The sequence below is a fragment of the Hydrogenophaga sp. genome, assembly GCF_011772445.1.
Lineage (GTDB): Bacteria > Pseudomonadota > Gammaproteobacteria > Burkholderiales > Burkholderiaceae_C > Hydrogenophaga.
Map to the genome: position 1 here is coordinate 155,634 of NZ_WVZN01000026.1, position 17,449 is coordinate 173,082.

The 17,449-nt window shown below is 71.7% G+C and carries 14 protein-coding genes; 7 read left to right on the forward strand and 7 right to left on the reverse strand.

Annotated elements, in window-relative coordinates:
• Positions 1-83: 83 nt before the first annotated feature.
• The 4 genes from cphA (GTO19_RS12045) to GTO19_RS12060 all read left to right on the forward strand — a co-directional run bounded on the left by cphA (GTO19_RS12045) (position 84) and on the right by GTO19_RS12060 (position 6,004).
• Positions 84-2,318, forward strand: coding sequence for a cyanophycin synthetase (gene cphA / locus GTO19_RS12045; protein WP_291021129.1), 2,235 nt, complete (start codon positions 84-86; stop codon positions 2,316-2,318).
• A complete protein-coding gene (cphA, locus tag GTO19_RS12050; protein ID WP_291021130.1) occupies positions 2,318-4,894 on the forward strand; it encodes a cyanophycin synthetase in 2,577 nt (858 codons plus the stop codon). Before cphA (GTO19_RS12045) ends, cphA (GTO19_RS12050) begins: the two co-directional genes overlap by 1 nt.
• A 161-nt stretch (positions 4,895-5,055) precedes the next feature.
• Positions 5,056-5,469, forward strand: a complete 414-nt coding sequence (locus GTO19_RS12055) for a hypothetical protein (RefSeq protein ID WP_291021131.1) — start codon at positions 5,056-5,058, stop codon at positions 5,467-5,469.
• 19 nt (positions 5,470-5,488) lie between these two features.
• Entirely contained in the window at positions 5,489-6,004 is a 516-nt protein-coding gene (locus GTO19_RS12060) for a CDC27 family protein (RefSeq protein ID WP_291021132.1), read from the forward strand.
• 55 nt (positions 6,005-6,059) lie between these two features.
• Here GTO19_RS12060 and GTO19_RS12065 read toward each other — a convergent pair whose 3' ends face one another.
• Genes GTO19_RS12065 through GTO19_RS12075 form a run of 3 tightly spaced genes read right to left on the reverse strand, consistent with a single transcriptional unit; the run spans position 6,060 to position 9,030 of the window.
• Positions 6,060-6,974, reverse strand: coding sequence for a DMT family transporter (locus tag GTO19_RS12065; RefSeq protein ID WP_291021133.1), 915 nt, complete (start codon positions 6,972-6,974; stop codon positions 6,060-6,062).
• The gene (locus GTO19_RS12070; RefSeq protein ID WP_291021134.1) at positions 6,971-7,507 is read right to left on the reverse strand and encodes a methylated-DNA--[protein]-cysteine S-methyltransferase; all 537 of its coding nucleotides are present in this window, start codon (positions 7,505-7,507) and stop codon (positions 6,971-6,973) included. Before GTO19_RS12070 ends, GTO19_RS12065 begins: the two co-directional genes overlap by 4 nt.
• Positions 7,504-9,030 carry an Ada metal-binding domain-containing protein gene (locus tag GTO19_RS12075; protein ID WP_291021135.1) on the reverse strand — a complete coding sequence of 509 codons (1,527 nt, stop codon included), beginning with the start codon at positions 9,028-9,030 and terminating at the stop codon, positions 7,504-7,506. The genes GTO19_RS12070 and GTO19_RS12075 overlap by 4 nt, the downstream gene beginning before the upstream one ends.
• Before the next feature lie 123 nt (positions 9,031-9,153).
• Between GTO19_RS12075 and GTO19_RS12080 the strand changes: the two genes are divergently transcribed.
• The 3 genes from GTO19_RS12080 (at position 9,154) to GTO19_RS12090 (ending at position 12,284) form a co-directional block, all read left to right on the forward strand.
• Positions 9,154-10,536 (forward strand): phosphomannomutase/phosphoglucomutase, encoded by a 1,383-nt coding sequence (locus GTO19_RS12080; RefSeq protein ID WP_291021136.1) that lies wholly within the window; start codon positions 9,154-9,156, stop codon positions 10,534-10,536.
• 100 nt (positions 10,537-10,636) lie between these two features.
• Positions 10,637-11,500, forward strand: coding sequence for a glycosyltransferase family 2 protein (locus tag GTO19_RS12085; protein WP_291021137.1), 864 nt, complete (start codon positions 10,637-10,639; stop codon positions 11,498-11,500).
• On the forward strand, positions 11,493-12,284 hold the full coding sequence (locus GTO19_RS12090; RefSeq protein ID WP_291021138.1) for a glycosyltransferase family 2 protein: 792 nt from the start codon (positions 11,493-11,495) through the stop codon (positions 12,282-12,284). Before GTO19_RS12085 ends, GTO19_RS12090 begins: the two co-directional genes overlap by 8 nt.
• 9 nt (positions 12,285-12,293) lie before the next feature.
• Here GTO19_RS12090 and GTO19_RS12095 read toward each other — a convergent pair whose 3' ends face one another.
• Genes GTO19_RS12095 through GTO19_RS12110 form a run of 4 tightly spaced genes read right to left on the reverse strand, consistent with a single transcriptional unit; the run spans position 12,294 to position 17,387 of the window.
• Entirely contained in the window at positions 12,294-13,361 is a 1,068-nt protein-coding gene (locus tag GTO19_RS12095; RefSeq protein WP_291021139.1) for a hypothetical protein, read from the reverse strand.
• Positions 13,358-14,605, reverse strand: a complete 1,248-nt coding sequence (locus GTO19_RS12100) for an O-antigen ligase (RefSeq protein WP_291021140.1) — start codon at positions 14,603-14,605, stop codon at positions 13,358-13,360. The genes GTO19_RS12095 and GTO19_RS12100 overlap by 4 nt, the downstream gene beginning before the upstream one ends.
• Complete coding sequence (locus GTO19_RS12105; protein WP_291021141.1) at positions 14,602-16,650, reverse strand: 3-deoxy-D-manno-octulosonic acid kinase; 2,049 nt, start codon at positions 16,648-16,650, stop codon at positions 14,602-14,604. Before GTO19_RS12105 ends, GTO19_RS12100 begins: the two co-directional genes overlap by 4 nt.
• Positions 16,647-17,387: a glycosyltransferase gene (locus GTO19_RS12110; RefSeq protein ID WP_291021142.1), complete on the reverse strand. Its 741-nt coding sequence runs from the start codon at positions 17,385-17,387 to the stop codon at positions 16,647-16,649. Before GTO19_RS12110 ends, GTO19_RS12105 begins: the two co-directional genes overlap by 4 nt.
• Positions 17,388-17,449 lie beyond the last annotated feature (62 nt).

Consider the following 17,449-nt stretch of genomic DNA (forward strand, 5'->3'; position numbering starts at 1 on the left):
TGGCGCGTGCCTGCATTGTCCTGGATGCAGCCCACGCCGGTTCGCGGCACCCGCGTCGAACGGTCGCTGAATCGAGACCCAAGATGAATCCCATACGATTTCTGCGCGTCAGCTACCTGGGCGGCCCCAACATCTGGACCTATCGCCCGGTCCTCGAGAGCTGGATCGACATCGGCGAACTCGAGGACCACCCCTCTCACCTGCTGCCCGGCCTGTATCAGCGCCTCACGGCGTGGCTGCCCGGGCTCGTCGAGCACCATTGCGGCGTCGGCGAACGCGGCGGCTTCCTGCAGCGTCTGCAGGAAGGCACCTGGGCCGGGCACATCCTGGAACACGTGGTGATCGAGCTGCAGAACCTTGCCGGTCTGCAGACCGGCTTCGGCCAGACGCGCAGCACGCCGCAGCGCGGCGTCTACAAGATGGTGTTCCGCGCCCGCGACGAGCGCGTGGCGCGGCGCGCCCTGACCCTCGGCCACGAACTGCTGATGGCCGCCATCAACGACGGGCCGTTCGATGTCGACGCGGCCGTGCACGAGCTGCGCGACCTCGTCGACGACCTGTGCCTGGGGCCCAGCACCGCCAGCATCGTGGACGCGGCCACCGGCCGCCGCATTCCGCACATCCGCCTGAACGACGGCAACCTGGTGCAATTGGGCTACGGCGCGCGCCAGCGCCGCATCTGGACGGCCGAGACCGATCGCACCAGCGCCATCGCCGAAAGCATCGCCAGCGACAAGGACCTGTCCAAGGGCCTGCTCGCGGCCTGCGGCGTGCCGGTGCCTGAAGGCCAGGTGGTCGACAGCCCGCAAGCCGCCTGGGCGGCCGCGCAGGACATCGGCCTGCCGGTGGTGGTCAAGCCCACCGACGCCAACCACGGCCGTGGCGTGTCGCTGGAGCTGATGCGTCAGGAGGACGTGGAGGCTGCCTTTGCCGTGGCCGACGCCGAAGGCAGCGGCGTGATGGTCGAGCGCTTCGTGCGCGGCCTGGAGCACCGCCTGCTGGTGGTGGGCGGGCGCGTGGTGGCCGCCACGCGCGGCGACGAGGCCTGGGTGACGGGCGACGGCCGCAGCACGGTGCTGCAGCTCATCGACAGCCAGATCAACAGCGACCCGCGCCGCGGCCTCAACGAGGACTTCCCGCTCAACGCCATCCGGCTCGAGGAATACCCCGCGATGGCCGTGGAGCTGCAGCGCCAGGGCCACGCGATCGACAGCGTGCCGGCGGCCGGCCAGCGCGTGCTGATCATGCGCAATGGCAACCTCGCCATCGACTGCACCGACGACGTGCACCCGCAGGTGGCCCACCAGGTGGCGCTGGCCGCGCGCGTCATCGGCCTGGACATCGCCGGCGTGGACCTGGTGGCGCAGGACATCTCGCGCCCCCTGGCGGAACAGGGCGGCGCCATCGTGGAGGTCAACGCCGGCCCGGGCCTGCTCATGCACCTCAAGCCCGCGGTCGGACAGCCGCGTCCCGTGGGGCGCGCCATCGTCGATCACCTCTTCGTTCCGGGTGACACCGGCCGTGTGCCGGTGGTGGGCGTGGCGGGCAGCCGCGGCACCACGGCCATTGCACGGCTCGTGGCCTGGCTGGCCACGCTGAACGGCCCGCAGGTGGGCCTGGCCTGCAAGGCGGGGCTGTTCCTGGGGCGGCGCCCCTTGCAGCACGGCGATTTCTCCAAGGCCAACGCCGCCCGGCGCCTGTTGATGAACCGAGGCGTGCAGACGGCGGTGTTCGAGAACGACCCGCTGACCATCGTCACCGAAGGCCTGGCCTACGACCGCTGCCAGGTGGGCGTGGTGACCGATGCCTCGGGCAGCGCCGCACTGGCGGCCTGCCACATCCGCGAGGTCGAGCAGCTCTTCAAGGTCATGCGCACGCAGGTGGACGTGGTGCTGCCCGATGGCGCGGCCGTGCTCAACGCCGCCGACCCGGTGGTGGCCGAGATGGCGCCGCTGTGCGATGGCGACGTGATCTTCTACGCCGAAGACCCCGACCTGCCCGTGCTGGTGGAGCACCTGGCGCAGTACCGCCGCGCGGTCTTCCTGCGCCAGGGCGAGATCGTGCTCAGCGATGGCCAGCAGGAACACGTGGTGGTGGCGCTGGACGATGTGTCGCTGGGCGACAGCGTGGCCGCCGAGGACAGGACCGCCGTGCTGCTGGCCTCGCTGGCCGCCGCGTGGGCGCTGGAGATTTCGCCCGCCCTGATGGCCGCCGGCCTGCGCACCTTCGACCGCGAGGCGCCGATCGCGCATGAGCCGATCCGGCGCATGCCCGCCGCCGCGGTCGCCCCCCATTCCCTTGCCGAGAAGAGCGTCTGATGGAACTCACCCGCATCCGGGCCCTGCGCGGCCCCAACCTCTGGACCCGCCACACCGCCATCGAAACCGTGGTGCACTGCGGCGACAACGAGCGCGCCCTCGCCAGCCTGCCGGGCTTCGAGGCGCGCCTGCGCGAGCAGTTTCCGCATCCCGGCGCCCTGCACAGCGCGGGCGGTTCGCTCTCCCTCGCCCATGTGCTGGAAGTGGCCACGCTGTCCTTGCAGGCGCAGGCGGGCTGTCCGGTCAGCTTCAGCCGCACCTCGTCCACCATCGAATCGGGTGTGTACCAGGTGGTGGTGCAGTACAGCGAGGAGGCCGTGGGCCGCCGCGCCCTGGAGCTGGCGCACCAGCTGATCGAGGCCGTGCTGCGCGGCGAGGGTTTCGATCTGGCCGCCGCCGTTGCCGAACTGCGCGAGCTCGACGAGGACGAGCGCCTGGGCCCGAGCACCGGCTCCATCGTCAACGCGGCGGTGGCGCGCGGCATTCCCTACCGGCGCCTCACCGCCGGCAGCCTCATCCAGTTCGGCTGGGGCAGCCGCGCTCGCCGCATCCAGGCGGCCGAAATGGACCGCACCAGCGCCGTGGCCGAGTCCATCGCGCAGGACAAGGAGCTCACCAAGCGCCTGCTGCAGGCGGCCGGCGTGCCCGTGCCCCTGGGGCGCCCGGTGAGCGACCCCGACGACGCCTGGGCCGCCGCGCTCGAGGTGGGCCTGCCGGTGGTGCTCAAGCCGCGCGACGGCAACCAGGGAAAGGGCGTCACGGTGAACGTGACGACGCGCGAGCAGCTCGACGCCGCCTTCCAGACCGCGGCCCACCACGGCGACGTGCTGGTCGAGCGCTACCTGCCCGGTAGCGACTACCGCTTGCTGGTAGTGGGCGATCGCCTGGTGGCGGCCGCGCGCCGCGACCCGCCGCAGGTGGTGGGTGATGGCCGGCACACCGTGCGCGAGCTGGTGGACATCGTCAACGCCGACCCGCGCCGCGGCGAGGGCCACGCCACGGCGCTCACCAGGATCCGCTTCGACGACATCGCCCTGGGCAGTCTGGCCGTGCAGGGCCTGCGGGCCGACAGCGTTCCCGCCAAAGGCCAGCGCGTGGTGCTGCGCAACAACGCCAACCTGAGCACCGGCGGCACCGCCACCGACGTGACCGACGACGTGCACCCCGACGTGGCCGCCCGTGCCGTGGCGGCGGCGCAGATGATCGGGCTGGACATCTGCGGCGTGGACATGGTGTGCGAAACCATGCTCAAGCCGCTGGAGGATCAGGCCGGTGGCGTCGTGGAGGTGAATGCCGCGCCGGGCCTGCGCATGCACCTCTCGCCCTCGTACGGCCACCCGCGCGACGTGGGCAGGGCCGTCATCGACGACATGTTTCCCAAGGGCGACGATGGCCGCATTCCCGTGGTGGCCGTCACCGGCACCAACGGCAAGACCACCACCGTGCGCCTGATCGCCCACCTGTTCGCGGCCAGCGGCCTGCGCGTGGGCATGACCAACACCGACGGCGTCTACGTCAACGGGCACCAGACCGACAGCGGCGACTGCGCCGGCCCGCGCAGCGCGCGCAACGTGCTGGCCCACCCCGACGTGGACGCGGCCGTGTTCGAGACCGCGCGCGGCGGCGTGCTGCGCGAGGGCCTGGGCTTCGACCGCTGCCAGGTGGCCGTCGTCACCAACGTGGGCGCGGGCGACCACCTGGGCCTGAACTACATCACCACGGTCGAGGACCTGGCGGTGCTCAAGCGCGTGATCGTGCAGAACGTGGCCGCCACCGGCTACGCGGTGCTCAACGCGGCCGATCCGATCGTGGCCGACATGGTCCACAACTGCCCCGGCGAAGTCATCTACTTCGCGCAGGACCGCCACCAGCCGGTGATGGCCACGCACCGCGCGCAGGGCCGCCGTGTGGTCTACGTGGACGGCGGGGCCATCGTGGCCGAGCAGCAGGAGCTGGGCGAGCGCTTCGAGTTCTCGGGCATCCCCATCACGCGCGGCGGCCAGATCGGCTTCCAGGTCGAGAACGCCATGGCCGCCATCGCCGCCGCCTGGGGCGCGGGCCTGTCCTGGGACGCCATCCGCCGTGGCCTGGCCAGTTTCCACAACGACGCCCACAACGCGCCGGGCCGCTTCAACGTGATGGACTACCGCGGCGCGACCGTGATCGCCGACTACGGCCACAACCCCGACGCCATGCGCGCGCTGGTGCAGGCCGTCGAGGCCTTGCCGGCTCAGCGCCGCTCGGTCGTCATCAGCGGCGCCGGCGACCGCCGCGACCAGGACATCCGCGAGCAGACGCAGATCCTGGGCAAGGCCTTCGACGAGGTCATCCTGTACCAGGACGCCTGCCAGCGCGGCCGCGCCGACGGCGAGGTGGTCGGCCTGCTGCGCGAGGGTCTGGTGGGCGCCACGCGCACGCGCGAGGTGCTGGAGATCCAGGGCGAGTTCAAGGCCATCGACACCGCGCTGGAGCGCTTGCAGCCGGGCGACCTGTGCCTCGTCCTGGTGGACCAGGTGGAGGCCGCGCTGGCTCACCTGCAGCAGCGCACGCGGCAGGAAGCGGTGGTGGCGGCCTGAGGCGCTGGTCGCATCCGCTCAGGTCGCGCGCTCGCGCGGCCAAGCAAAAGGGCTCCACGCGCTGGAGCCCTTTTTTTACGTTTGCCTGACGGGACTTGTGGCGACCGAACCGTCGCGGCGATCGCGACCACCCAGGGGCCTTGTCTTTCCGGAGGAATCCCATGGCGATACACAAGTCAAACGGCAAACCCAGTGTGTTGGGACCGTCACTCGCGGCAAGCCAGTGCTCGGTCGACAACCAGAAGAAGGAGGGGGTGCAGACGGGCTCCTTGTCATCCACGGAAGTTCCCGGAACCGAGCCTGAGGACAAGGGGGAGGTCACGGCGCACGCGGCGCAGGACGTCGGGCGCAAACTCACCGCCTCGGCTTGGCAGATACCCCGGGAATCGGTGAAGTCCGCCGTGTGCGCTGGCACGGGGGCTGTCTTCGCGTGCGCGGCGGTGGCGACCGCGCTGGCGGTACCTGGCCGCGAGCCCGCGGCGGCCGTCGCGGCCCTCAGTGGGGTCGCCGGGCTTGCGCGTGGGGTGATGGGCTTTCTGTTCAGGCAGGTCTGCTGCCCACCGGACCGTGCGTGACGTTGAGCGGGAAAAGCCCATGAGCCATTCCGTGTCCGCTCACCCCGATCCCGTCATCGACGGTGTGGTCACCGCCGCCTGCCGGTCCCTGGCCGGCATGAGTGCCCTTGTGGATCAGTGCTCGACCGAACTGAATGCTGGCCACAGCGCCGGCGATCTGCGTGGCATGAACACCCGGGACTACGAGGCCCTTTATGCCGTCGCGCTCAAGCTGTACGACGCTGCGGACTACGAACGCGCCTTGCCGGTGAGCCTGGCCCTGGTGGCCCATGAAGCGCGTTCCGTCAATTACAGCTACCTTGCAGGCCTGTGCCTGCAAAAGCTCAAGCGCCACCGCGAAGCGGCGGTGATGTACCTGCTGGCTCTGGGCCAGGACGCCACCCACGCGCCGTCGGCCTTCCGCATGGGCGAATGCTGCGCGGCGCTGGGGGAAGACGAAGCGGCGCAACAGGCGTACGAGCACGCCGTGGCGCTGGGCCGGGCGGACGAGCGATACGTGCACCTGCAGCACGCCGCGCTGGCACGCCTGAACTGAATCCCCGCTGGGGCCTGCCCGCGGGCAGGCGCCGGCAGCCCACGCGGCCCGGTGGTCAGCCCGCCTGCCGCTCCAGCGCGCGCAGCTTCACCAAGCCGGTCGACAGCGCCGTCCCGCAGACGATCACCAGGCCGCAGCCCACCATCCAGGCGGTGACCACTTCACCCAGGAACACCGCGCCATAAACCAGCGCGAACACCGGGATCAGGAAGGTCACCGTCAGCGCCCTGGCGGGGCCGGCGCGCTCGATCAGGTGGAAGTACAGGATGTAGGCGATGGAGGTGCACAGCACCGCCAGCGCGATCACAGCCGTCCAGGCGCCGGGGCTCACGGTCTGCGCGGGCCACAGCCAGGCCATGGGCAGCAGCAGGGCCAGCGTGGCGCCGATCTGGCTGCCGGTGGCCGAGGCCAGCGGGTGCACGCCGGTGAGGTAGCGCTTGGTGAAGCTCGCCGCGATGCCGTAACACAGCGTGGCGAGCAGGCAGGCGCCCATGGCCACCAGCGACATGGCCTGGCCGCCCGCGCTCACCATGCCCTGCGCGTCCACGCCCGACTTGCCCAACACCAGCAGCGTGACGCCGACAAAGCCGATCACCAGCCCCAGCACGCGCGAGCCGCCCGGGCGGTCCTTGAGCCAGACCCAGGCCACCAGCGCGCCGGTGAGCGGCACCGTGGCGTTGAGGATGGCGGAGACGCCCGTGGGGATGTGCAGAACGGCGAAGGAAAACAGCAGGAAGGGCAGGCCCGAATTGAGGATGCCCACGATGAGGATGGGCCGCCAGCGCGCGCGGAAGTCGGCCCAGACCGCCGCCTTCAGGAACACCGGCAGCAGGCACAGCGCCGCGATGGCGACGCGCAGACCGGCCGTGGGCACGGGGCCGAACTCGGCCGCGCCCAGGCGCATGAACAGGAAGGACGCGCCCCACAGGGCGGCGAGCGCGATGAATTCGAGCAGCAGGAGGGGCGTCATGCGGGTATCAGGGTGGGCGTCGGCAGAGGCAAGTCGGCCGACTCGAGTTGCAGCAGGGCCTGCTTGCGGGGCAGTCCGCCAGCATAGCCGGTGAGCTCGCCCCGCGCGCCCAGCACCCGGTGGCAGGGGACGATGACGCTCAAGGGGTTGCGGCCCACGGCCGCGCCCACGGCGCGCACGGCGCTCGCTGCCTGCAGATGCTGAGCGAGCGCGCCATAGCTCAGCGTGCGGCCGGCCGCGATGCCGCACAGGGCGCGCCACACGGCGGTCTGGAACGGCGTGCCGAAGGACAGCTCCAGCGGCAGTTCGAACACGCGGCGCCGCCCGGCGAAATAGTCGGCCAGCTGGGCGGCGGCTTCCCGCAGCACGGGGTGGGCCGGCTCGGGCCGCCAGCGGGCCATCAGTGCCGGGTCGGGCGCGTGGCGCTGGTCGTGGAACCAGGCGCCGGCCAGGGCGCCGTCGGTGGCGGCCAGGCGCATGGGGCCCAGGGGCGTGTCGATGTCGGTGCGGATGAGCGTGGCGGGCAGTTTCATGAGGGGCTCCCTTCGGGCGCAGGTGGGGGGACGGCGGCCGGGCGGTAGAGCCCGGCCCAGGCGCGCAGCACGGCGTAGCTGCGCCAGGGTTGCCAGGCCCGGGCCAGCGCCTCGCAGGCGCGTTCGCGCTCGCGCGGCGTGCCGCTCAGGCCCAGGGTGTGGTGCAGGGCGACGTCGGCCGCGGGCCAGGCGTCGGGCCAGCGCAGGGCGCGCATGGCGATGTACTGCGCCGTCCAGGGGCCGATGCCGGGCAGGGCGGTGAGCGCTGCCGTGGTGGCGGCCAGGTCGGCGTGCGGGCCCAGGTCCAGCGAACCCTCGGCCACGCCGCGCGCCAGCGCGCGGATGGCGCCCTGGCGCTGGCGCACGATGCCCAGCGCCCCCAGCTCGTCCGCGCTGGCGGCGGCCAGCGCCTGCGGCGTGGGGAACAGGCGATCGAGCGCGGGGTCGGGCGTCTCCAGCGGTTCGCCGAAGCGCGCCACCAGCCGCCCCGCCAGCGTGCGCGCGGCAGCCACCGTCACCTGCTGACCCAGCACCGCGCGCACCGCGAGTTCGAAGCCATCGATGGCGCCCGGCACGCGCAGCGCCGTGCCGCCGGGGAAGTGGGTGCCCAGCACGGCGTCGATGGCGTGCGGGTCGGCGTCCAGGTCGCACAGGGCGCGCACGCGCCAGATCAGCGTGGGCAGGGCGGGCAGCAGGCCGTCGCTGGCGTGCAGCCAGACGCGGTGCCGCGCGGGCTCGAAGCGCAGGCCGAACCAGCCGGTGTGCGTGCCCGAGGGCGTGTGCAGGCGCAGGGTGCGCCAGTAGCGCTGCTGCGCCAGGTCGATCGCGTCCACCCCGGGCAGGCGGCGCGCGTCCAGGAAGGCCAGCAGCGCGGGCACGTCCAGCGGCGGGCGCCAGCCCAGCGCCACCGCGTGGCTCCCGGATGCGTCGACACCGCGCCGGCGCATGGCCGTGGGGCTCAGGCCGTAGCGCTCCAGCAGCGCGGCATTGAAGCGGCGCAGGCTGGAAAAGCCGCTGGCGGCGGCCACGGCGCCCACGCTCAGTCGCGTATCGGTGAGCAATTGTTTGGCGGCGAGCAGTCGTCGCGTGTGCAGCACCTGCAGCGGCGACACGCCCAGGTGCGCCTCGAACACGCGGCGCAGGTGGCGGTCGCTCACGCCCAGTTTCGCGGCCAGGCGCTGCATCGCGGGGCCGTCCTCGCCGATCCATTGCGCGGGGTCGTCGAGCAGGCGGGTGGCGTGCTGCACCAGCAGCTCGCCCGCGTCCTGCGTGGACCAGGCGCGCGACAGCGGCGCCAGCTCGGGCCGGCAGCGCAGGCAGGGCCGAAAGCCCGCGCGCTCGGCCTGTGCCGCGTGATCGAAGAAGCGGCAGTTGGCGCGCCGTGGCGCGCGCACCGGGCAGACCGGGCGGCAGTAGATGCCGGTGGTGCTGACGCCGGTGAAGAAGCGGCCGTCGAAGCGCGCATCTCGCGCGCACAGCGCGAGGTAGCGGGCGTCGTCGTCGGAGGAGGTTCGGGTGTCCATGGGGGCATCGTAGGCCGCTTGCCCCAAGAGAACTCGCCGTTTCCGGACATGATCCTGTAACAGGGGTATCGGCCCCGCTTCCTACAATGCCCGCTTTTGCCAACCATTCCCGGGAGCCCCTGCATGCAAGTGTCCGCCTCCATCTTCAAGGCCTACGACGTGCGCGGCATCGTGCCGAGCACGCTGGACGAGCGCGTGGCCGAAGCCCTGGGCCTGGCCTTCGGTACCGTGGCGCGCCGCCAGGGCGAACGCACCGTGGCCGTGGGCCGCGACGGTCGCCTGAGCGGACCGGCCTTGTCCGAGGCGTTGATCCGTGGATTGGTGGCCGCCGGCATCGACGTGATCGACGTGGGCATGGTCACCACCCCCATGCTGTACTTCGCCGCCGCCACGCTGTGCAACAGCGGCATCCAGGTCACGGGCAGCCACAACCCCAAGGACTACAACGGCTTCAAGATGGTGATGGGTGGTCGCGCCATCTACGGCGAGGACATTCAGGCTCTGCGCCAGCTCATCGAAAGCGATGGCGGCGAGCGCGCCGAGGGCGGGCGCGTGCGCCACGTCAACGTGGCCGGCCCGTACCGCGACCGCATCGTGGGCGATGTGAAGCTTGCGCGGCCGATGAAGGTCGTGGTGGACTGTGGCAACGGCGTGGCCGGCGCTTCGGCGCCCGCGCTGTTCCGTGCCCTGGGCTGCGAGGTGATCGAACTCTTCAGCGAGGTGGACGGCAACTTCCCCAACCACCACCCCGACCCGAGCAAGCCCGAGAACCTGCGCGACGTGATCCGCACCCTGGCCGAAACCGACGCCGAGCTGGGCCTGGCCTTCGACGGCGACGGCGATCGCCTGGGCATCGTCACCAAGGGCGGCAACAACATCTACCCCGACCGTCAGATGGTGCTCTTCGCGCAAGACGTGCTCACGCGCGTGCCGGGCGGCGCCATCATCTACGACGTGAAGTGCTCGCAGCGCCTGGGTCCCGCCATCGAGGCGGCCGGCGGCGTGCCGCACATCTACAAGACCGGCCACTCGCTCATCAAGGCGCGCATGAAGGAGCTGGACAGCCCCCTGGGCGGCGAGATGAGCGGCCACATCTTCTTCAAGGAACGCTGGTTCGGCTTCGACGACGGCACCTACGCGGGCGCGCGCCTGCTGGAGATCCTGAGCCGCCACCCCGACGCCAACGCCGTGCTCGACGGCTTGCCCACCAGCCACAGCACGCCGGAACTCAACGTGGCGTGCGCCGAAGGCGAGCCGCACGCGGTGGTGAAGGCGCTGGTGGACATGGCGCGCTTCGACGCGCCGGCCAAGGTCTCCACCATCGACGGCGTGCGTGTGGACTGGCCCGACGGTTTCGGCCTGATCCGCGCCTCCAACACCACGCCGGTGCTGGTGCTGCGCTTCGAGGGCCATACGCCCGAGGCGCTGCACCGCATCGAGGCGGCCATGCTCGATTTGCTGAAGCGGGCCAAGCCCGATGCGGTCCTCGGTGCGAGCGCGCATTGAGGAATGAACACCCCCGCGGCGCTGCGCGCCACCCCCTCAAGGGGGCAACGCCGACGGCCCGGCAAAGCCGGTTCCGTGGCATTTCTCGACAAAGGCACGCTTGACTGAGGATCTGCTCAATGAAGTGACGGTGGTGCTGGTGACCTTTCACAGCGCCCACTGCCTCGATGCCCTCGACGGCCTGCTTGCTCACTGCCCGCACATCGTTGTCTCCGACAACGGCAGCGGCGACGGCACGCCCGCGCAGGTGCGCGCCCGCTGGCCGCAGGCGGTGGTGCTGGAGCACGGCCGCAACCTGGGCTTCGGCACGGCGAACAACCGCGCCATCGCGCAGGTGAAGACACCCTTCGCCTTCCTCCTCAACCCCGATTGCGAGGTCACGCCCGATGGCCTGCGCGAGCTCGTGCGCGCCGCCGAGGCGATGCCCGAGGCGGCCATCGTCGCGCCGCAGCTCGAAGGCGCGCCCGGTCGGCCCGACGTGAACTACCGCTGGCCCAGCACGCTGTGGCCCTCGCGCGGCCCCGGGGCCGATGGCCCGGCCTGCGTCGGCTTCGTGGTCGGCGCGGCCATGCTGTTTCGCCTCTCGCGCTTCGAGGGCGTGGGCTTCTTCGACGAGCGCTTCTTCCTCTACTACGAGGACGACGACCTCTGCCTGCGCCTGTTCCAGCAGCAGCGCCCGCTGCTGCTGTGGCCCGCCGTGGCGGCCGTGCACCGCGCGCGCGGTTCGGTCAAGGGCAAGACGCCCTGGAAGAGCGAGTACCTGCGCGGCTACCACCACGCGCAGTCCAAGCTGATCTACACCGCCAAGCACCGATCGCCAGCCCAGGCGCAGCGCCAGCGCTGGCGCGTGCTGCTGGGCACCACGCTGGCACTGCCGCTGCGCGCCATCGCCTGGTCGCCGCGCCTGCTGGCGCGCATGGCAGGGCGCTGGATGGGGCTGGCGCGCTGGAGGCCGCGTGGCTGACGCGTCCCTGAAGCGCCCCACGCTGGGCGTGGCTGTGCTCACGCTCAATGAAGCGCAGCGCATCGAGGCCTGCCTGCGCAGCGCCGCCTTCGCCGACCGGATCGTCGTCGTCGACAGCGGCAGCACCGATGGCACGCGCGAGCGGGCGCAGGCCTTGAATGCCGAGGTTCACGTGCACGCCGATTGGCAAGGCTTCGCTGAGCAGCGCACGCGCGCCCTCGCGCACCTGGACACCGACTACGTCTTCTTCCTCGACGCCGACGAGGAGATTCCCGCCGCCCTGCGCGCGGAAATCGAGTCCGCCGTGGCCTCGAACGAGGACGCCACCTGGCGCGTGTGGTGGGACGAGGTGGCCTTCGGCCGTGCGCTCACGCGCATGAAGCCGCGTGGCGGCATCCAGCGGCTGTTCCGCCGCGCCACGCTGGAGCGCTTCGACGGGCTGGTGCACGAAGCACCGGTGCTGCGCCACGCGGTGCCGGCGCACGCCCTGCGCGCCCGCCTGCTGCACCACTCGCGCCCCACGGTGTACGGCAGCCTGCGCAAGCTCGCCCAGTACGTGCAACTGGGCGCGGCCAAGCGTGGTGCCCAGGGCAAGAAGGGGGGCGTGCTGCGCGGCGCGGTGATGGGCTGGGTGGTGTTCCTGCGCGTCTACCTGTTCCAGCGTGCGTTCCTGTGCGGCGGGCCGGGCTTCCTGTACGCGCTTTTCATTGCCCTGGAAACCTTCTTCCGTTACGCCGCGCTGCGCTACGACGCCACCAGCGCAAGCGGCCCCGCCCTGCGTTGAGCGGGCGCCTCAGGCACCGAATCGCATGGCGAGCTTGAGCCGCCAGTAGGCCAGGGTGTCCTGCCAGGGCACCCGCATTGGCGGCCGTTCGAGCGAGGGGTTGCGCAGCGCGGGCTGGATGAGGTGTTCATCGAACAGGCCCATCACGCGCTCGGGGTTGTAGAGCGGCGTGTAGCGGTCCCACGAGGCCGCACGGATCGCCACCGGGTCCAGCGCTTCGATGCGGCGCACGAGGTCATCGGCGTCCTGGTAGGGCCAGCCCGCATCGCCCAGCACGTCCAGGTGGTGGCGGTGTTTGCTGCGCGCGTAGCTGAGCACGGGCTTGTTGCGGATGGAGAACTCGCCGCAGGCCAGGCCGAAGGACTCGCCTTGCAGGCGCGCGTGCAGCATGGCGTCGCAGGTGTTGATGAAGCGCGTCTTGAAAACCAAGTCGCTGCTGCCGGGCAGGAAGCGCGCGCGCGGGTGGTTCACGAAAGGCGCGATGTTGAGGAAGATGAACCAGGTGTCGTCGCGGCTGGCGAGCACGCGCTGGACCGCCTCGATGGCCGCCGGCACGTCGAAGCTGTGGGCGCCGCCGTGGCAGCCCAGCACCTTGGCGCTGGTGGGAATGCCGAGCTGCACGCGCAGGTCGCCGTCCTCGTCGGGCAGGCTCACGATGTGCGGCACGGCCGGTATGCGACCCGCGCTGCAACCCCGGCTGAGCCATTCCGAGATGAAGGCGTAGGACGCGCCGTGCATCTGGCGCGGGTGCGTGGGGAAGACCGCGTGAACCATGGTCGGCACGGTGCGCGAGTACAGGCCGTCGTTCTTGCCCGACTTGATGGCGTACAGCAGCTGCGCGCCGTGTTGCCGCAGCAAGCCATCGAGCTCGGCGCGGTCGCGGTACGCGGCGACGTCGAAGCGTGCGCGGAATTTCGCGATGGCCTGTGGGTCGTTGTTCGGGCTGGTGGCGTCGTGCACGACCACGGCGCGGTGGCCCAGCACCGCCTCGGCGCCTGCCGCGTAGTCGTACAAGGCCACCTCGGTGCCACGCAGCGAGATCTGGTTGGAATGGAAGGCGATCGTGAGGCGGGTCATTCGAGCACCGGCGCGCGCCGCGCGCGCAGGCTGGCCATGGTGAGCGCGCTCATCAGGATGAGGCAATGGCTTTCGGTGGACAACCAGAAGGCGCTGTGCGTGAGGCTGGCCGCGCACACGGTGGCGACGAAGCCCAGGGCGAAGGCGCGCCGCGCCGCGTCGTGGCGCCAGCCCGCGCGCGCGATGGCAGCGATGAACCACAGGAAGAGCAGGAGGCCGACGACACCCTGTTCAACCAGGAAGAAGAGGAACTGGTTGTGCGGGTGCGGGCAGACCACGGAACACCATGAACCGGTGGTGAAGTGCTGCTTCGCCAGGACGGGGTAGGACGCGGTGCCGTGGCCGAACAGCGGGGCCTGGCCGGTGGTGGCAAGCGCGAAGCGGGCCATCTGCACGCGGGCGCCGGCGGAGGTGACGGTGGCGGCGGGCGTGGTGTCGAGCCGTGCCGCGCGGGCTTCATCCCACGCGGCGGTGACGCGGGCCTGCAGCACGGGCGACAGCGCGAAGGCCAGCGCCAGCGTGGCGCCCAGGCCGGCCAGAGCGCCCAGCACCGCGCGCCGGGAATGCGCCACGGCCAGCGTGAGCGCGAACACGGCACTGGATGCCACCCAGGTGAGGTAGCCGGTGCGGCCCTGCGACAGCGCCAGGATGGCGCCGGTGGTCAGCAACCAGAGGACGGCGCAGGCCCAGCGCAGGCGCGACCGGCGCGTGGTGAAGCCCAGCAGCGCCACGATGAGCGCGAACACGGTCATCAGCAGGCCTTGCGAGATGTGGTCCTTGAACACCGTGTGATCGGTCTCCAGCTGCATGCGGCTGGCCTTGGTCCAGGGAATGTCCACCCACACGCTCAGCCAGGTGACGGCCAGCGTGAACAGCAGCGCCAGCATGAAGGCGTGCCAGCAGCGCCGGCGCGTGCGGGCGTCCTGCAGCAGTGCGATGAACATCGGCACCAGCAGGAACTTGAGGTACTTCTGCAGGAAGCCCAGGGCGCCCTTGGCGTCGGCGGGCGACCAGGCGACGGCGATCACCACCCAGGCGAAGAGCGCGAGCGCGGGGGCCGCGAGCGGGTTGCGCAGGGCCTCGCGCAACTCGGCGCGCGCGGGCGCGCCAATGAGCGAGAGCAGCCACAGCAGCAAGGTGAGCAGCAGCGCCACGTTGGCCAGCGCCACCGACATGGGGAAGGCCAGAAAGCACAGCACCAGCGTGGCGCGGGCGGCAGTGGAGCAGGCGTGGGCGAGGTTCATGGCTGGCTGTCGTCTGGCGCGAACGGTGGCGTGGCGGTCGCCGGGGCATCGGCGATGCCGTAGGCCGTGGTGAGCAGCGCCCAGTCGGCTTCGTCCCAGTGGAAAGGTGTGACGCGGCCGGCTTCCTTGCGCAGCGAACGCAGCAGCCGCGCGAGGTTGTCCGCCTTCCAGGCCTCGCCCGGGCGCACGGCGCATTTGTCGAAGTCGACCACCCAGGCCTTGCCTTGCGCGTCGAGCAGCAGGTTGTGGGCGTTGAGGTCGGCGTGGAAGACCTGGCGCTCGTGCAGCGCGCGGATCGCGCGGCCCAGGGCCGCCCATTCGTCAGGCGACGGCGGCGCGGCCTGCAGGCGCTGCACGAGGTTGCGGCTGCCTTCGATCAGGCCGACGGCGATGTCGGCGCTGTAGACCAGGCCGTGCGGCCGGTGGCGCGCCAGCGCGGGCGCGGGCACGGGCAGCCGCCAGGAGCGCATGAGGCGCAGCAGCGCGAACTCGCGCATGGCGCGGCTCAGGTGCGCGGGCTCGCGCCAGAAGCGGTCGTCGCTGAGGCGGGCCATGAGACCGCCGCGCCGGTAGTGGCGCAGCACCAGGCCGTGGCCGTCGGTCTGGACGAGCCGCGCCTGCCCGCGGCCGCTGCCGGTGGCCAGGTGCTCGGCGATGGCGTCGGTGTCGAACAGCCCGCTCGCCCGCGCGGCGTCAACGGTGCGTGGGTCGTGCCACAGCGTGTCGGCGCCGTGCGTGCCGATGTGCACCGGCCCCAGAGCCGACGGATCGGCTGGGCCGAGCCGCGCGCGCACGGTGGCCAAGGTGCGTTCGGCCGCGCCGCGGTTGGCGTCGATCAGGGCGCGTGCCGCCTCGCCGCGCGCGCTCCACGCGCTCGTGTCGCGCAAGACCTCGTCCACCGCTAGTGCCAGCGTGGCGGCGTCGCGCACGGCCTGCCCCGCGCCTGCGGCCTGCGCGTCGTCGAACAGCGCCTGCGCGTTCGCCGTGTGCGGGCCGAACAGGAAGGCCTGGCCCAGGGCCATGGGCTCCAGCGGGTTGTGGCCGCCCACGGGCGCCAGGGTGCCGCCGACGAAGCACACGCTGGCGTGGCGGTACCAGTGCGTCAGCTCGCCCATGGCGTCGATCAGCAGCACGGCGGTTCGATCGTTCACCGCGTCGCGGCGGCTGCGGCGCGCGAAGGGCAGTCCACGGCGCTGCAGCTCGGCCGCGACAGCGTCGAAGCGCTGCGGGTGGCGCGGCACCAGCACCAGCAGGACCTGCGGGTGGTGCTCGCGCAGGCCGGGCCAGGCGTCGAGCCACGCGGCCTCGTCGCCTTCGTGCGTGCTGCCAGCCACCACGAGCCGGCGCGCCGCCAGCTCGGGCGACAGGGGCTCGGCCTGCTCGGGCGGGGCGACGTCGAATTTGAGGTTGCCGGTGATCGCGACGCGTTCGGTCGCGACACCCAGGTCGCGCAGCCGCTCGGCCGATTCCGCGTCGGCCGCCGCCACGCCGAGCCTGGGCCAGGCGTGCGCCATCAGTCCTGGCCAGCGCCGGTAGCCTTGCGCCGACGCCGCGGACAGGCGCGCGTTGACCAGCAGCACTGGCAGCGCGCGTTCGGCGCAGGCGAACAGCCACTGCGGCCACAGTTCGCGCTCCACCAGCAGCAGGGCCTGCGGTTGCAGCCGATCCAGGAAGCGCCGCACCGCGCCGGGGGTGTCGATGGGCGCGTAGCGGTGCGCGATGCGATCGCCCCAGGTGGCGCGCAGCGCGGCCGCGCCGGTGGGCGTCTGCGTGGTGACGGTGATGGCGTGCTCCGGCCAGTCGCGCAGCAGCGCCTCGATGAGCGGACGCGCCGCCTGCACCTCGCCCACGGAGGCCGCGTGCAGCCACAAGCCGCCGAAGCGTGAGGGCTCGACGGGGATGTGGCCGAGGCGTTCGGCGAGCCGCTCGCGGTAGCCGGGCTCGCGCCGGCCGCGCCACCACAGCCAGCCCAGCAGCAGGGGCGCGAGCGCGCGGCTCAGCAGCCGGTAGGCCCGCAGGGTGGTGGTGGCGCGTGGCGGGTTCAACGCCAGTGTTCGGCCACCCACTGCGTGGGCAGCACGCGCCGGTACCACTTGCCGCTCACGCCGGCGATGGCGTCGGGCGGGTTGGGTTTGCCGTGGAAGGCGATGATGCGCGCGCCCGGCGGGATCACGGGCGGCTGGAACCAGCCCATGAGGCCGCGGCGCATGCAGTGGCGCTTGAAGCTCACGCACCAGCCCTCGGGCCAGAAGCTCACCTTGCCCTGGCGGCCCAGGTAGCCGGTGATGAACTCCTGCTCGTTGCGCACGTCGGCGATGGACTGGGGGTAGCCGTTTTTCAGGTGCTCCAGCGCGTCGGTGTGGGCGCCGATGGTGTAGAGGTAGCACGAGGTGTTGCCCGTGCCGTCCTTCTTGTCCCATTCCTTGATGACGATGAACTCGCCGGGCTGGTCGAAGAAGGGGTCGAGGCTGTCGACGATGACGATGTCGAGGTCCAGGAACAGGGTGCGGCCGCTGAGGTCGTAGAGCGGGCTGGCGAAGCTGGTGAGCTTGAGCCAGCCGTGACCGAAGGTCCAGGGCTTGCGCTGGTCGAATTCGTCGAAGCCGACCGCGGGGATCGGCTTGACCTCGATGGCCGGGTCGATGCCGGCGCCGTCGTCGGTGAGGCAGACGAAACGAAACGGCCGGCTCAGGTGGCGCGACACCATGCTGTGGAGCTTGTTGACGTAGTCGGGGCCGTACTTGCGGCCCCATTTGATGCACAGCACGTTGACGGCTTGCACGTCGTCTCCTGCGGGGTGAAAAAACGGGTCCGCCCGGGTTGGGGCCGGGCGGACGGGGGGAT

Bases quoted from the DNA above. Each gene is read 5' to 3' on its own strand.
- GTO19_RS12055 (WP_291021131.1), top strand. From the start codon at position 5,056: ATGGCGATACACAAGTCAAACGGCAAACCCAGTGTGTTGGGACCGTCA.
- GTO19_RS12060 (WP_291021132.1), top strand. From the start codon at position 5,489: ATGAGCCATTCCGTGTCCGCTCACCCCGATCCCGTCATCGACGGTGTG.
- GTO19_RS12100 (WP_291021140.1), bottom strand. From the start codon at position 14,605: ATGAACCTCGCCCACGCCTGCTCCACTGCCGCCCGCGCCACGCTGGTG.
- GTO19_RS12075 (WP_291021135.1), bottom strand. From the start codon at position 9,030: ATGGACACCCGAACCTCCTCCGACGACGACGCCCGCTACCTCGCGCTG.
- cphA (WP_291021130.1), top strand. From the start codon at position 2,318: ATGGAACTCACCCGCATCCGGGCCCTGCGCGGCCCCAACCTCTGGACC.
- GTO19_RS12070 (WP_291021134.1), bottom strand. From the start codon at position 7,507: ATGAAACTGCCCGCCACGCTCATCCGCACCGACATCGACACGCCCCTG.
- cphA (WP_291021129.1), top strand. From the start codon at position 84: ATGAATCCCATACGATTTCTGCGCGTCAGCTACCTGGGCGGCCCCAAC.
- GTO19_RS12095 (WP_291021139.1), bottom strand. From the start codon at position 13,361: ATGACCCGCCTCACGATCGCCTTCCATTCCAACCAGATCTCGCTGCGT.
- GTO19_RS12065 (WP_291021133.1), bottom strand. From the start codon at position 6,974: ATGACGCCCCTCCTGCTGCTCGAATTCATCGCGCTCGCCGCCCTGTGG.
- GTO19_RS12080 (WP_291021136.1), top strand. From the start codon at position 9,154: ATGCAAGTGTCCGCCTCCATCTTCAAGGCCTACGACGTGCGCGGCATC.